We start from the raw sequence: 15,042 nt of genomic DNA on the forward strand, positions 1-15,042 counted from the left end.
GGCCCGGTTCGCACCGGGCCTTTTTTATTCGGCGATGATTTTCACGCGGTCGCCGGGTGCAACGGACGCGCCCATCGGCAGGGCGTTGATCAGCTTGAAAAGGTCGAGCTTGCGATCGGTGCCCATCATCCGGGCCGCGAGCGTGGTGATGTTGTCGCCGGCGCGTACAGTGACGACGCGGATGCGCAGCGGCTTCAGCGAAGACATCTCGTCCGGCGTCATGCGGCGGAAGCTCGCTCTCAGCACGTCGGCCGTCTGCTGCAGCGCTGTGCTGCCCTTCGGCACGGCCGTCAGGAAACGGAAGATCTGCTGGTTGTTGCGGATGACGGTTACGTCGAAATCCCAGCGATCTGCGCTGGCGCGGGCGGTTGCGGCTTCCATGCCGTTGATTGTCGTCGGCTGGATGGTCGACGGGTCGAGGCCTGTCACCCAGCCGCTCGAGATATAATTTGTCAGGCTCTGGTTGTTGCTGTCGGCCACGCCGTCGAAGCGGATCGCGACATCGCCCGGGCCGGTCGCCATGACGGCTTCGACCTTGTTGTCGATGGTGAAATCGGGCGGTACGTCGAAGCGGATGCCGAGGCCGCCATGCAGGAAGGTCTGGCCGCGCACATAGCCCTCTTCCGGGCTGTCGCCGTAGAGCAGGCCGTCGATGCCATCGAGATAATAGTCACGGCCCTTGTCGCCGACCTTGCCTTCCTGGCCGAAGGCGCGGGCGTGGTCACGCGCAAGCTCGATGCGCTGTGCCGAGTTCGGGTGGCTCGACAGGAAGTCGAGGCTCTGGTCGGCGTCGGGGTCGGCCGACATGAAGCGGCTGTAAGCGGCCATGCTGTCGAGGAAGCGCGCCGCCGAGTAGGGATCGTAGCCTGCCTCACCCAGCATGCGCACGCCGATCACGTCGGCCTGCAGTTCCTGCTGGCGGGAGAAGGCGGCGAGACGCAGCTTGCCGCGGGCGAGAGCCTGCTTGCCGGCGATATCGCTCGACAGGACTTCGGCGACCACGCGACTGGCAATGACTTCCGCCTCTTCGCGCTTCTGGCGCTCGATGCCGTGGTTCGCGGTCACGTGGCCCATCTCATGCGATAGCACGGCAGCGACTTCGGAAGCGTCGTTGGCGAGCGCCAGCAGGCCGCGGGTCACATAGAGGTAGCCGCCCGGAAGCGCGAAGGCATTGATCGCCGGCGAATTCAGGATGGTGATGCGGTAGGACTGGCTCGGATTTTCGGAAACCGCCGTCAGGGCGCCGGCAATGCGGGCGACAAGCCGCTCGGTCTTGGCATCCTTGTATTCGCCGCCATAGCTGGCGACGATGCGCGGATGCTCCCGGGCACCCATCGCGGCGCGCGGGTCGTTCTTCTGGACCTCATCGACGATCTGCGGATTGGACGAGGGGGAAACCGTCGGCTGGTAGGACTGTTCGATGATCGACTGACAGCCGTTGAGAGCCATGGCCGCTGCCGTCAAAAGCAGCGCATGCCGTCCCCGTTGACGCAAAGCGGATAGCACGTTCCTGGAAGGCGCGGGTCTCGTCCACGTCGTCATGCTGTCCAGTCTGGCTCTCCGAGTCATCTTGCTTTTCGGCCGGCTCGCCAAATGTTCGATCCGGCCACTTCCAACGGGGTTCAACAGGCGCCCATCCCGCTTCTCGCATTGCACAACGGGGGAACAGACGTCATTGCTGTAGCTGATTTCCGCATCGGTTGCATAGCGAGACTCTGCGTAATTATGGCGCCGTTGTAATTTAGCAAGCTTAGCGTGGTTAAGGAGTTCTTTCGCTCCAATGAAATTGTGGCGAAAGTGCCATCGCGGCGTGGATATTCGTCAGCGCTGCAGAAATTGCCGCAATGCGGGCGTGCTCTGATCAGCCAGATACTCGCCCAACGGCGCGGCGAGTGCAATCGCGCCATGGTCGATGAAAACGCCATATTGTGCAATGCGGCGAACCTCATCGGGGTCGTGCGAAACGATGATGACGGTCGCTCCGGTCTCGCGCTGCATCGCCGTCAGAAGCTCCGCCATGCCATTGCGCAGGCTGGGGTCGAGGGCGGCAAAGGGTTCATCGAGAAGCAGGATCGGCCGCTTGCGGACAAGGGCGCGAGCGAAGGCAGCGCGCTGCCTTTCGCCGCCGGAAAGCGTTGCAGGAAGCCTTTTTTCGAAGCCTGTCAGGCCGACCTGAGCCAGCGCCGCCGAGATGTGGCTGCGGTCCGCCGGTGTGAGCTTCAGGGCCGGATTAATGCCCAGCCCGACATTGGTGAAGATATCGAGATGGGCGAAAAGATTATTGTCCTGAAAGACCAGCGAGACGGGCCGCTCGGCCGGGTGACTGCCGGTGACATCATGTCCGGCGAGCAGAACGCGGCCGCTCTCCGGCGTCTCGAAGCCTGCCAGCAGATTGAGGAAGGTCGACTTGCCGGCGCCCGATGGGCCTGTCACGGCAATGATCTGGCCGCCGGGCAGCGTGCAATCGAAATGGAAGGCGTGGCTGCCGAGCGTGAGGCGAACGTTCTGCACGGTGATATCAGCGGCCGTCATCGGCACCATGTCCTCGCATCTGGCCGGATGTTCCGGCAATCGTCAGCAATAGGCAAATGACGCCGAGGATCAGCGCAAGGCCATCGGCATCGTTGGTTCTGTAGCTTCCCATGCGGCTGTAGACCAGCCATGGAAGCGTGACAAAGCCATCGGATCCGAACAGGGCGACAGCGCCGAGATCGCCGAGCGACAGCGCCATAGCGAAAGACAGGGCGGTCAGCAACGGCTTGCGCAGCCCCGGCCAGTCGACAAGCCGCAGCCGCGCCGCGCCGGTTATCCCGAGACTTGCCGAGAGGCGCGCGGTGCGGCGCTGATGGACGAGATAGGCCGGTTCAAGCACGCGCATGACGAAGGGCAGAGCCATCAGCATGTTGATCAGAACGACGAGGACGGGCGCAAAAACAGAGGCGTCGCCGAATGGCCTGAGCGCCATGAACCAGCCGGTCGCAAGCACTACGGGAGGCGCCAGCAGCACCATTGACGAGGCTCCGCCCATCGCGGCGTAGAGGGCGCGGCTGCCGCGCCCGGAGCGCCTTTCCCCACTGATGGTCTGGCGAGCGCGGATCAGGGCTGCTGATACGACAAGGGTCAATGTGGCGGCAGAAAGGGATATGCCGAAGCTCATCGCTGCGGCTTGCCAGAAGACCGGCTCGCCGACCAGCTTTGGGAGGTCGGCTCTCAGGCCCGCCACCAACACGGAAAGCAATGGCGAAAGCAGAAAAGCCGTGGCGAGGACGAGGAGCAGGCCATCCGACAATTTTGCCATTGGCATTCTGCCATCGAAACGCATGGAGTGGCGTCCGGCGGTCAGCCCTTCATCACGGCTGGCGGGGAGAAACGACATGGCGCCGAGGATGAGGCCGGTCAGGGTAATCTGCAGCAAGGACAGAGCTACCGCGCGGCCCGGATCGAAGTCGAAACGCAGCGACTGGTAGATCGCCACCTCGATCGTCGTTGCCGCTGGTCCGCCGCCAAGCGTCAGCACCAGCGTGAAACTGGTGGCGCAGAGCATGAAGATCAGCCCAGAAATGCCGGGGATCAGGCCGCGGATCGCCGGCCATTCGATGAAGCGGAAGACGGCGCGCGGGCGCATGCCGAGATTACTTGCCATCAGCCAGTATTCGGACGGCAGCCTCTCCAGGCCGGCGAGCATCAGCCGGCAGGCGAGCGGCAAGTTGAAGAAGACGTGAGCGAGCAGGATGCCGGTCAGGCCGTAGATGCTGACGGGTTCGGACAGGCCGAGCTTGAGCAATGCGGTATTGAGCAGGCCCTGCCGTCCCCAGATGCCGATGAGCCCGAGCGCGCCGATCAGAACGGGCAATCCCATTGGCACGGCCATCAGCCGGATGATCCAGATACGGCCGGGAAAGTTTGGCTGGCGGGCAAGTGCCCGCGCGACCGGGAGTGCCAGGAGAACGGAGAGCAAGGTCGAAAGGACGGCCTGCAGCAGCGTGAAACGCAGGACGCGGAGAATGTAGGGATCTGAGATGATGCCGGCGAACGCATTGCTGCCGCCGGAGGCAGCAAGCGAGATGGCGGCTATGCCGATGAAAAGCAGGATGGCGGCGAGGCCGATTGACCCGCCCGCCAGCGCATTTCGCCGTTCCGCCGCCGTCTGCAGCATCAGTTCATGCTCATGGCTGTCAGCCACTCGTCGATCCAGGTCTTGCGGTTTTTGGCGACGTCATCGGGGCTCATCAGGAAGGTCTTGGACGGATTGACCAGCTTGCCGAAGGCATCCGGCAGCGGCGTGGAGGTGGCCGAGACCGGCATCATCCAATTGTTGGTCGGGATCGTGTCCTGGAAACCCGGCGTCACCATGAACTTCAGGAAGTCACGAGCGAGGTCCTTGTCGGGAGCGTTTTTCAGCAGGCCTGCGACTTCGATCTGGATGTAGTGACCTTCGGAGAAGGCTGCAGCCTGGTAGCGGTCGGTATTCTCGGCGACCATGTGATAGGCCGGTGAGGTCGTGTAGGACAGGACCATCGGCGCTTCGCCCTTGGTGAACAGGCCATAGGCTTCCGACCAGCCGGGGGTCACCGTCAAGATGCGGTTCTTGAGCTTGGCCCAAGCCTCCGGCGCCTTGTCGCCATAGACGGACTTTACCCAGAGCAGCAGTCCAAGGCCGGGCGTCGAGGTGCGCGGATCCTCGATGACGATCTTTTGCGATGGATCGCCGTCGACCAGTTCCTGCATGCTCTTCGGCGGGTTCTTGATGGTCTGCGTGTCGTAGATGATGGCGAAGTGGCCATAGTCATAGGGAACGAAGACATCGTCCTTGAAATCGCCCGGTACCTTGAGGTCGCTGGTATCGACGCCGCTTACGTCGAACAGGCCGGTGTCCTTGGCTTCGGTGATCAGGTTGGTATCGATGCCGAGCACGACGTCGGCTTTGGTCGAGGCGCCTTCGAGCTTGAGGCGGGAGAGAAGCGCCACGCCATCGGCGACGCTGACGAAATTGACCGTGCAGGCGCAGGTCTTTTCGAAGGCCTCCTTGACCTTGGGGCCGGGGCCCCATTCCGAGGTGAAGCTCTCGTAGGTGTAGACCGTCAGCGTCTTGTCGGCGGCCTGCGCCGGCGACAGAGTGACGGTTGCGGCAAGGAAAGCCGTGGCGAATGATGCGATCAATGGTTTGCGGCCGGGCATGGCGCGCCTCCTCCTAAAAAGTTGTTTCATGGGGAAAAGGGCGGTGCCTGGTGTCACGCGTCTAATCCCTCCGCCGGTGTTAGCCGGATCAGGTTCCGCGGGTTGGCTTGAAAGCCTCTCAGCCAGATATCCTTGCGGATACAGGGCACCCCGTTAGAGCGTTGGCAGATGTATAGTGATGCAGGCTTTATGACAAGGGCGCAGCGCGCCCTTGCCGCTACTCGGCGGCTTCGGCGGCTGCGGCCGTGTTCTTGGTCTCGCCGTGGCGCGGCAACTGGACCGGTTTCAGCGAAAGCGCTGCAATCAATCCAATCAGAGCAAAGGCGCAGGAGGTCATGAACAGCGGCGTGAAGGCGCTGGCATAGGCATCGGCGACAGCCTGGCGGCTGGCTTCCGGGAGGGCTGCCATCATCTTCGGCGTCAGCTGCTCGATATCCGTAACGCCGGGGATGGAGATGCCGACCTTCGCCAGCTGCGAGCCGATGATGGCGCCGTAGATGGAGATGGCGATCGAGGCGCCGCCCATGCGCGACAGCGTGACGGAACCGGTGGCGGCGCCGACGTCACGCGCCGGAGCGGCGTTCTGGACGCCGATGACGGGCACCTGCTGCGACAGACCGATGCCGATGCCGTGCAGCATCATCAGCAAGCCTATAATCGGCAGCGGCGTACCGGCATGGACCTGCGTCAGGAGTGCAAAGGCCACAGCGCTGCAGGAGAGGCTGGCGATGGCGAAGGGCTTGTAGCGTCCGGTGCGCGAGATCATGCGCCCGGCAAAGAGCGAACCGCAGACGAGGCCGCCGGTCAACATGACGAAGAGCAGGCCGGCATGCGAGGGCGACAGGCCCGTCGTCGTCTGCAGGAACAGCGCGAAGTAGTTTGCCATGCCGATCGCGATGCCGCCGCCGGTGATCGACATGATCAGGAGAAGCGGGAAGGTCGGGTTGCGGAACAGCGACAGCGGCACGATCGGTTCGGCGGCGCGGCGCTCGACGAAGACCCAGGCGATGGCGCAAAGCGCGCCGATACCGATGATCCCCAGGCTCTGCGGCGCCAGGATCGAGCCGAACAGTTCGCTGCCGTCGGCCATCAGCACGATGCTCGTCGTCGTCATCGCGAGCAGAAGGGCGCCGGCATAATCGATCTTCGGGCGGCGGTGCGGCTTGCGATAGGGCAGCATCAGCGCGAGGCCGATCAAGACAATGAAACCGATCGGCACGTTGACGAGGAAGATCGAGCGCCAGCCGAAGAGATCGCTCATCATGCCGCCGAGAACGGGGCCGATGGCGCTCGAGGCCATCAGAACCAGGCTGGAATAGCTCTGGTAGCGGGCTCGTTCGCGCGGCTCGAAGAGATCGGCATTGACGGCAAAGATCGATACCATGATGCCACCGCCGCCGAGGCCCTGGAGCACGCGGGCGGCGATCAGCGTGTTCATCGAGACGGCGAGACCACAAACGGCGGAGCCGACGGTGAAGATGGCGATTGCGGTCATCATCACGTATTTGCGGCCAAAGAGGTCACCGAGCTTGCCATAGACGGGCATAACGGCGCTCAGCGACAGCAGATAGGCGGAGCCGATCCAGCCGAAGCGTTCGAGGTGGCCGAATTCGCCGACGATGGTCGGCAGCGCCGTCGAGACGATCTGATTGTCCAGCGTTGCCATGAACATCGCGGTCATCAGAAACAGGAAGAGAATAAGCCTGCGGCGGGGATCCGTCACGAGCGGCTGGGAGGCAAGCTGCATATCCATGAAGACAGTTCCAATCTTGATCGCCAATTTATGTGACAAAAGCATATAAATGTCAATGACACCAGAATGACGCAGGCATATTTCCTTCGCGCAAGCCTTCTGTTATGCTCGGCGCATGAACGAGAAACCCGCCCGCATTCACGAGCTTGATCCGCTGTCACTGGAGAACGAAAGCGTTTCCAGCATCGGCCAGAGCATGACCCGGATGAAGCTGATGACAGGGCGCCGGCTGATCGGGCGTCTGGCAATCCAGAGCGTCGCGCCGGATCTCGAGCTCTCGCATCTCGATGTTCTTGACGCCGTGCGCCGTGCGCAGCCGGCCGATGAAGTGACGGTCGGGATGATTGCAGAAATGCTGCGGATCGATCCGTCTCGCGCCAGCCGCGTGGTGGCCGACATGGTCAGCCGCAACATTCTTCGCCGCGAAGCATCGCAAGCCGATGCGCGGCGCATCGTCGTGGTGATGACGCCGATCGGCCAGCGGCTGCTGTCGGAAATCCGGGCGCAGAAGCTGTCGTTGATCACAGAAATCCTCGACGGCTGGAGCGAGACGGACGTCGATGCCTTCGCAGCACTCTATGAGCGCTTTATCGACGGTTATGAAAAAGCCTTCGAACGGCGCGATAAGGGCACGCCCGGTTAAGCCCCGCCCCTTTCCCTCGACCCCTGCTTTGCGCTATGGGCATTGCCCATGACCCAGACGACCTTCACGATCCTGCTCGGCGGTGAGCTGACGCCGACAGAGCGGCTGCGCAGTGCGATTGCCGGCAGCCGGTTCATCGCGGCCGATGGCGGCATGCGGCATGCGGCAGAGCTCGGTGTCGTGCCGGAGCTCTGGGTGGGCGATTTCGATTCCACCGCACCGGATCTCGAAGGTGCGTTTCCGGGCGTGCCGAAGCAGCCCTATCCCGCGGCCAAAGCCTCGACGGATGGTGAGATCGCCGTTTCGGAAGCGATAGCCCGTGGCGCGAAACGGCTGATCCTTGCCGGTGCGCTGGCGGGGGAACGGTCCGATCATGCGCTTCAGCACCTCCTCTATGCCGTCAGCCTCGCCGAACAGGGTATCGACCTGTTGCTCACTTCGGGGCTGGAGGAAGCAGTTCCGCTTCTTTCAGGTTCCATCGAGCTCGACCTGCCGAAGAACAGCCTGTTTTCGGTGCCGGGCTTCAGCGAATTGCGCGGTCTCTTCATCGAAAACGCGCGCTATCCGCTCTCGGATTTCCATTTGCCGTTCGGCTCGTCGCGTACCATTTCCAATGTGGCAGAAGGCAAGGTTCGGTTCACGCTCGGCAGTGGCCGCGCGATCGTCCTTGCCCGCCCCTATGACCTTTCCGGAGTCTGATCCTTGGCGCCTCCCATTCTCAAACTGGACGACATCTTTCTGAGCTTCGGCGGCGCGCCGTTGCTGGCGGGCGCAAGCCTGCAGGTCGAGCCGGGTGACAAGATCTGCCTCGTCGGCCGCAACGGTTCCGGCAAGTCGACGCTGCTGAAGATCGCGGCCGGCATTGCCGAGGCGCAGTCCGGCGAGCTGTTCCGGCATCCATCCTCAACGGTCCGATATCTTGAGCAAGCTCCTGATTTCGGAAGTTTTGCAACGGTGCAGGCCTATGCCGAGGCCGGGCTTGGGCCGGGCGACGATCCCTATCGCGTCACCTATCTGCTGTCGCATCTCGGCCTCACCGGCGAGGAAGACCCGAAGAACCTTTCCGGCGGCGAAGCCCGCCGCGCAGCACTTGCCCGCGTCATGGCGCCGGAGCCGGATATCCTGCTGCTCGACGAGCCGACCAACCATCTCGACCTGCCGACCATCGAATGGCTGGAAGGCGAGCTGCAGAAGACGCGCAGCGCCCTCGTGCTGATCTCGCACGACCGCCGCTTCCTCGAAAAGGTCTCGACGGCAACCGTTTGGCTCGATCGCGGCACGTCGCGGCGTCTGGATCGTGGCTTCGGGCATTTCGAAGTCTGGCGCGATCAGGTGCTGGAGGCCGAGGAGCTGGAACAGCACAAGCTCGGCAAGGCGATCGAGCGCGAAGAGCATTGGCTGCGCTATGGCGTTACCGCGCGCCGCAAGCGCAACATGCGCCGCCTCGGTGAACTGCAGACCATGCGCTCGCAATATCGCGGCCACAAGGGCCCGCAGGGCAGTGTCCAGGCGAGCGTTTCGGATGCGCAGGAATCCGGCAAGCTGGTGATCGAGGCAGACAAGATCACCAAGACATATGGCGAGCGGCCCATCGTCACGCCGTTTTCTATTCGCGTGCATCGCGGTGATTGCATCGGTCTCGTCGGCCCGAACGGTGCCGGCAAGACGACGCTGCTGAAGATGCTGACCGGCCAGTTGGCGCCCGACAGCGGCACCGTGAAGCTTGGCACGAATCTCGAGATCGCGACGCTCGACCAGAAGCGCGAGGAACTCAACCTCGACGACACGCTGGCCAATTACCTAACCGATGGCCGCGGCGAAAACCTGCTTGTCAACGGCGAGCAGCGGCACGTGACCGGCTACATGAAGGAATTCCTGTTCCAGCCCGAGCAGGCGCGCACGCCGATCAAGAACCTCTCCGGCGGCGAACGTGCCCGTCTCATGCTGGCCCGGATCCTGTCGCGACCGACAAACCTGTTGATCCTCGACGAGCCGACCAACGACCTCGATATCGAAACGCTCGACCTGCTGCAGGAAATCGTCGCCGGCTTTCCGGGCACGGTCATTCTCGTCAGCCACGACCGTGACTTCCTCGACCGCACCGTGACCTCGACGATTGCGCCTGCCGTTCCGGATGCACCTGATGGCCGGTGGATCGAATATGCCGGCGGCTATTCCGACATGATGGCGCAGCGGAAAGGCGCTCTGGATGAGCGTCGCAGGGCGGAGAAGGCGGCCGAAAAGGTAAAGGCGGAGGCTTCGCCTTCTGCCGAGGCGCCGAAGGGCAAGGGCAAGCTTTCGTTTAAGCAGAAGTTCGCACTCGAGAACCTGCCGAAGGAAATGGCCAAGGCTGAGGCCGAAATCGCCAAGCGCGAAGCGAAGATGGCCGATCCGAACCTCTTCACCAAGGATCCGGCAACCTTCAACAAGCTTGCCGCCGAGATGGAAAAGCTGCGCGACAGCGTGACGAAGATGGAAGAGGAATGGCTGGAGCTGGAAATGCTCCGCGAAGAAATCGAAGGCTGACTCTCACGTTTCCTTGATTCGCCGGTGTCCCGGTGCGGCTCTAGAGTCCGCTCCGGCAGCCGGGGATATGCCTGCTATCGTGGCGACAAGGAATAGTCATATGTCTCGCAAGCTTTCTTCCGCATTTCTGACGGCGCTCGCCGCCGCAGCCATCACCTTTTCAGCCGTTCAGTCCAGCCAGGCCGACGATACGCAGCGCGTCCGCATTCGCGGCATCGTCGAGAGCCTCAACGGCGATGTGCTGACCATCAAGACCCGCGACGGAACCGACCAGTCGATCGCCATGCAATCGGGCTTCCGGGTTGGCGGCATCCAGCGGGCGGCCGTCGATGACATCAAGCCGGGCGATTTCGTTGGCGTCGGCTCGATGCCGAAGGGCAGCGGGCCGAATGACGCGCTGCAGGTGATGATCTTTCCGGCATCGATGAAGGGTACCGGCGAGGGCAACCGCCCCTGGGATGCCAAGCCGAATACCGAGATGACCAACGCGACCGTCAGCACCGCCGTCAAGGCGATCAACGGCAAGACGATCACGCTGACCTATCAGGGCAAGGAAAAGACCATCGCCATCCCTGATGGCACACAGGTCGTCACCATCGCTACGGCGACCAAGGACGATCTGAAGCCAGGCGCGGCGGTGATCGTCAACGCCGAAAAGGCTGCCGACGGCAGCGTCTCCTCGAAACAGGTCTCGGTCGGTCTCAGCGGCGTTCAGCCGATGTAATCGTTAGATAACCGGTGCCGCCGCTGGGCGGCCGGTGCCGGTTTTCGGCGGTGGCGGTGGTTCTTCCGTCTTGGAGGCGATCGCTTCCAGATGGAGAACCCTCGGCTTCAGGATCTCCATGTAGATCTCCGAGCGGCCGATATAGATCATCGATGTTTCCGGCAGCGCCGTCAGCAGGTTGGTAAGCGTCGCCTGCCATTCCGGCTCCAGGCCTTCAAGCACTTCGTCGAACACCACCCAGCGCGGCCGCACGAGCAGAAGCCGGGCAAAGCCGATGGCCTTCTGTTCGTCGGAATCCAGAACCTTGTCCCAGCGCGCCCGCGTGTCGAGGCGGCCAATCAGCTGGCGCAGGCCGGCCTTTTCCATCGCCGCTTCGATATCCTCGTTCTTGTAGGAGCCGGCCGGTTCGGGGAAGGAGAGCGCCTCGCGCAGCGTACCGCCGGGGATATAGGCGACCTGGGGGACGAACAGGATGTCGTCGGAGGGCGGGAGGCCCATCGTGCCGCTGCCGCAGGGCCAGAGGCCGGCCATCGCCTGGAAGAGAAGCTTCCGATTGACGTTGTGATCGCCGTTTATCATCACCTTTTCGCCGGCCTTCAGCGTCACATCGGGCTCGTGCAGGCGGAAGCCGCCGCATTGATCGACCTCTTCGCCCAACTTGGCGGCGATGGTGACGTTCTTCATCACAAGCCTGTCCGCGGCGGTGTCTTCGTAGGCGATGACGTTCTTCGGATTGAGCGGTTCATCCATGTGCTCAAGCGCATGGCGGAAGTCGGTGACGCGGTTGAGCGTCGCGCGCCATTCGGCGATCGGGCCGAAATTGGCGACATACCAGCGCAGCGCCGTATTGACCTGGTTGAAGGCGCCGACCGACATCATCAGCTCACCGAAGGTCAGGCCGCCGGAGAAATAGGCGGGCGCGGCGACGATGATCGGGATGACGATGACCAGCCAGCCGTAACCGGCGGAAACCCAGGTCAGGTTGGTATTGGCCATGGTCAGCCGCTTGAGCACAGCGAGAACCGTGCTGATATCGGTATTAATGCGCTGGCGCTCGTTTTCCTCGCCTCTGGCGACGGTAATCGCCGGCATGTTCTCGTTGGCGTGCATCAGCGAGAAGCGGAGTTCGGCTTCCTTGGAGAAGCGCTCGGCGTTGATCGGCACCAGCTTTCTGCCGACGATCTGGCTGAGGATCGATGCCGACGCGGCATAGAAGACGGCGGCCCAGACCATGTAGCCGGGGATGGCGAAGGAATAGGTGCGGAAGTGGAAGACGAAGCCGCTCGACAGCTCCCAGAGCACGCCGATGAAGCTGACGAGCAGGATCGTCGACTGGATGAGGCCGAGAACGAGGCCGGTGGTGCTTTCGGCAAGGTTGCGGGCGTCCTCATGCAGGCGCTGGTCCGGATTGACGCCGATCAGCCCGCTTGAGGCGAGCCGCAGGGCCCGCTTGTGCTTCAGCCATTGATCGACGAGATCGCGGGTCAGGCCCTCGCGCATATAGAGCGCCGTCATCTGGTTCAGCCAGGCCTGGCCGACATTGAGAAGTAGCAGAGAGCCGGCGATCAGGCCGAAAATCTGAAGCTGATGGAAGAACTCGCCGACATCGCGCCGCTGCAGCGAATCATAGAACGGCGCGTTCCAGCGGTTGAGAACGACCTGACCGTAGGCCGTCGCCAAGATGACGAACATAAGGATAGCGGCGAGAGACAGGATCTTGCCGCGCACTTTCGAAGCCCAGAAGGCTAAAAACATCAATTTGAGGCGATAGCCGAGGCTGAGATCGTATCCGACCCTATCTTGCCGCTGGCCGACAGCCCCGCCTTTGGCGTCGTCCGTCATCATGCATTCCTGTACAGCATCATCCCTGATTAACATGGTAGCGCGTGCTGTCCATCAACAGATTCTACCAGTCATTAATGCGTGAGTTACCTAGCTCAAAGTGCAGGTTGCGAATCGCGATTGATTCGCGGCGCTGTCAGCGCTATCTAGAGGATTGTGGTGATTTGGCCGGCCGGCTTGCAGCCACGTTAAATAAGTCGCTAAAGGGCCGCGTGCGGACCGGTAGCGATTCTTTTTTCGCCACCGGTTTTTTTATTTGCCGGTTGTCCTGTTCGATCGAGTGAATGCAATGCCCATCAAGATTCCTGACACGCTGCCCGCTTTCGAAACCCTCGTTCAGGAGGGTGTGCGGGTGATGACTGAGACAGTGGCTATCCGCCAGGATATCCGCCCGCTTCAGATCGGGCTTCTCAACCTCATGCCGAACAAGATCAAGACCGAAGTGCAGATGGCGCGCCTTGTCGGTGCCTCGCCGCTGCAGGTCGAGCTGTCGCTGATCAGGGTCGGCAACCATAAGGCCAAGAATACCTCCGAAGACCATCTGCTGGCCTTCTACCAGACCTGGGAAGAGGTGAAGCACCGCAAGTTCGACGGCTTCATCATCACCGGCGCGCCGATCGAGCTGATGCCCTTCGAAGACGTCAACTATTGGAGCGAGATGCAGGAAATCTTCGAGTGGACGAAGACCAACGTGCATTCGACGATGAATGTCTGCTGGGGCGCGATGGCGGCGATCTACCACTTCCACGGCGTTCCCAAGCATGAGCTGAAGGAGAAGGCATTCGGCGTCTATCGCCACAAGAACCTGAAGCCGTCCTCCGTCTATCTCAACGGTTTCTCGGATAATTTCGAGATTCCGGTGTCGCGCTGGACGGAAGTGCGCCGCGGCGACATCGAGAAGGCGCAGGGTCTTGAGATCCTTATGGAATCGAGCGAGATGGGCGTCTGTCTGGTTCAGGAAGAGGCAAGCAAGCGCCTCTACATCTTCAACCATGTCGAATACGATTCGACGTCGCTGTCGGACGAATATTTCCGCGACGTGAATGCTGGCGTGCCGATCAAGATGCCGCACAACTACTTCCCGCATAATGATCCGGCGCTGCCGCCGCAAAATCGCTGGCGCAGTCACGCGCATCTGCTGTTCGGCAACTGGATCAATGAAATCTATCAGACGACGTCCTACGACCTCAACGAGATCGGCACGAAAATCTGACGGCTTATCAATCTGTTGATGCTATGCCGCTGCCTTTGCCGCAGCGGCATTTCTTTTTTGGCATTGGCAGTTGCGGTTCGCGGCAAATGGGGGCAGTTTCGCTGCCGGATGCGAACAGATTTCAGGACGATGGTATAATGGCGGAAGAGCTCAAGCGGGAAGTTTTCGGAACGACGAAAGACGGAGAAACCGTCTATCGCGTCGAGATCAAAGGCGGCGGTCTGACGGCCAAGATCATGAGCTGGGGCGCTGTCATCCAGGATCTCAGGCTCGACGGCCACGATGCCCCGCTGCTGCTCGGCTTCGACAAGTTTTCCGACTATCCGGCCTACTCCTCCTATTTCGGTGCGACGCCCGGGCGCTGCGCCAATCGCATCGGCGGTGGCAAGTTCACGCTAGATGGCAAGGACTACCAGCTGGAGCTCAACGAAAAGGGAGTCTCGCATCTGCATGGTGGCAGCGATAACATTGCCAAGCGCAACTGGACGATTGTCGAGCATGCCGTCGATCGCGTTGTCCTGAAGATCGTCGATCCCGATGGCCGCGCCGGCTATCCGGGCAATTGCACGATCCAGGCCACCTACCGGGTTCACGGTAACGGCGAGTTCTCGATCGTCTATGAATCGACGTCCGACCAGCCGACGCTCGCCAATGTCTGCCAGCACGCCTATTTCAATCTGGACGGCCGCGATGACGCGCTTGGCCACGACATCATGATCGCGGCCGATCACTATCTGCCGACCGACGAGCGGCAGATCCCGACAGGGGAACTGCGCCCGGTCGACGGCACGGCTTTCGATTTCCGCGAAATGGCGCCGATGAAGCGTTTCGAAGGTTCGGAACAGGCGCTCTACGATCATAATTTCTGCCTGTCGAAGGAGCGTGTCGCCAAGCGCACCGCCGTGCTGGCCCGCAGCCTCAATTCCGGCGTGTCGATGGAAGTGCGGACGACCGAACCTGGCGTGCAGTTCTATGCCGGCTTCAAGCTGAATGTCGCCGTGCCCGGTCTGGACGGCCGCAAGTACGGACCGTTTGCCGGGTTCTGCCTGGAGACCCAGGTCTGGCCGGATGCGATCAATCACGAGGGCTTCCCGAATGCCGTGCTGCGGCCGGGCGAGGTCCTGCGGCAGGAAACGGATTACATCTTCACCAAGAACTGACGC

General features: G+C 62.0%; 12 protein-coding genes and 2 riboswitches. Of the genes, 6 read left to right on the top strand and 6 right to left on the bottom strand.

All coding sequences use genetic code 11. The features are described 5' to 3' along the window. Positions 1-24 precede the first annotated feature (24 nt). From AC1DNK_RS11405 to AC1DNK_RS11425, 5 genes are all read right to left on the bottom strand, one after another. On the bottom strand, positions 25-1,569 hold the full coding sequence (locus AC1DNK_RS11405) for a M48 family metalloprotease (protein ID WP_310296464.1): 1,545 nt from the start codon (positions 1,567-1,569) through the stop codon (positions 25-27). Between the two features lie 252 nt (positions 1,570-1,821). After that, positions 1,822-2,532, bottom strand: coding sequence for a thiamine ABC transporter ATP-binding protein (locus AC1DNK_RS11410; protein WP_477941123.1), 711 nt, complete (start codon positions 2,530-2,532; stop codon positions 1,822-1,824). Next, entirely contained in the window at positions 2,519-4,156 is a 1,638-nt protein-coding gene (gene thiP / locus AC1DNK_RS11415; RefSeq protein WP_477941409.1) for a thiamine/thiamine pyrophosphate ABC transporter permease ThiP, read from the bottom strand. Before thiP ends, AC1DNK_RS11410 begins: the two co-directional genes overlap by 14 nt. Continuing rightward, positions 4,156-5,178 (bottom strand): thiamine ABC transporter substrate binding subunit, encoded by a 1,023-nt coding sequence (thiB, locus tag AC1DNK_RS11420; protein WP_477941124.1) that lies wholly within the window; start codon positions 5,176-5,178, stop codon positions 4,156-4,158. Before thiB ends, thiP begins: the two co-directional genes overlap by 1 nt. Before the next feature lie 48 nt (positions 5,179-5,226). Next, a riboswitch (TPP riboswitch) is annotated at positions 5,227-5,341 on the bottom strand. A gap of 54 nt (positions 5,342-5,395) precedes the next feature. Further along, complete coding sequence (locus tag AC1DNK_RS11425) at positions 5,396-6,931, bottom strand: MDR family MFS transporter (RefSeq protein WP_477941126.1); 1,536 nt, start codon at positions 6,929-6,931, stop codon at positions 5,396-5,398. 115 nt (positions 6,932-7,046) lie between these two features. On the opposite strand from AC1DNK_RS11425, the gene AC1DNK_RS11430 reads away from it, so the two are divergent. The 4 genes from AC1DNK_RS11430 (at position 7,047) to AC1DNK_RS11445 (ending at position 10,824) form a co-directional block, all read left to right on the top strand. Next, the gene (locus AC1DNK_RS11430; protein WP_477941128.1) at positions 7,047-7,574 is read left to right on the top strand and encodes a MarR family winged helix-turn-helix transcriptional regulator; all 528 of its coding nucleotides are present in this window, start codon (positions 7,047-7,049) and stop codon (positions 7,572-7,574) included. Between the two features lie 48 nt (positions 7,575-7,622). Continuing rightward, positions 7,623-8,273, top strand: a complete 651-nt coding sequence (locus AC1DNK_RS11435; RefSeq protein ID WP_112385888.1) for a thiamine diphosphokinase — start codon at positions 7,623-7,625, stop codon at positions 8,271-8,273. A 3-nt stretch (positions 8,274-8,276) separates the two neighbouring features. After that, on the top strand, positions 8,277-10,100 hold the full coding sequence (locus tag AC1DNK_RS11440) for an ABC-F family ATP-binding cassette domain-containing protein (protein ID WP_477941130.1): 1,824 nt from the start codon (positions 8,277-8,279) through the stop codon (positions 10,098-10,100). 100 nt (positions 10,101-10,200) lie between these two features. Next, complete coding sequence (locus AC1DNK_RS11445; RefSeq protein ID WP_477941132.1) at positions 10,201-10,824, top strand: hypothetical protein; 624 nt, start codon at positions 10,201-10,203, stop codon at positions 10,822-10,824. Between the two features lie 3 nt (positions 10,825-10,827). On the opposite strand, the gene AC1DNK_RS11450 is transcribed toward AC1DNK_RS11445, so the two are convergent. Then, complete coding sequence (locus tag AC1DNK_RS11450; RefSeq protein ID WP_477941411.1) at positions 10,828-12,666, bottom strand: ABC transporter ATP-binding protein/permease; 1,839 nt, start codon at positions 12,664-12,666, stop codon at positions 10,828-10,830. A 146-nt stretch (positions 12,667-12,812) separates the two neighbouring features. Further along, positions 12,813-12,890, top strand: a riboswitch (SAM riboswitch). Positions 12,891-12,955: 65 nt separating this feature from the next. Between AC1DNK_RS11450 and metA the strand changes: the two genes are divergently transcribed. Continuing rightward, the gene (gene metA / locus AC1DNK_RS11455; RefSeq protein WP_477941134.1) at positions 12,956-13,879 is read left to right on the top strand and encodes a homoserine O-acetyltransferase MetA; all 924 of its coding nucleotides are present in this window, start codon (positions 12,956-12,958) and stop codon (positions 13,877-13,879) included. A 137-nt stretch (positions 13,880-14,016) separates the two neighbouring features. Then, a complete protein-coding gene (locus AC1DNK_RS11460; protein WP_477941136.1) occupies positions 14,017-15,039 on the top strand; it encodes an aldose epimerase family protein in 1,023 nt (340 codons plus the stop codon). The last annotated feature ends 3 nt before the right edge of the window (positions 15,040-15,042 follow it).

Source organism: Rhizobium sp. 01N424, assembly GCF_056399485.1.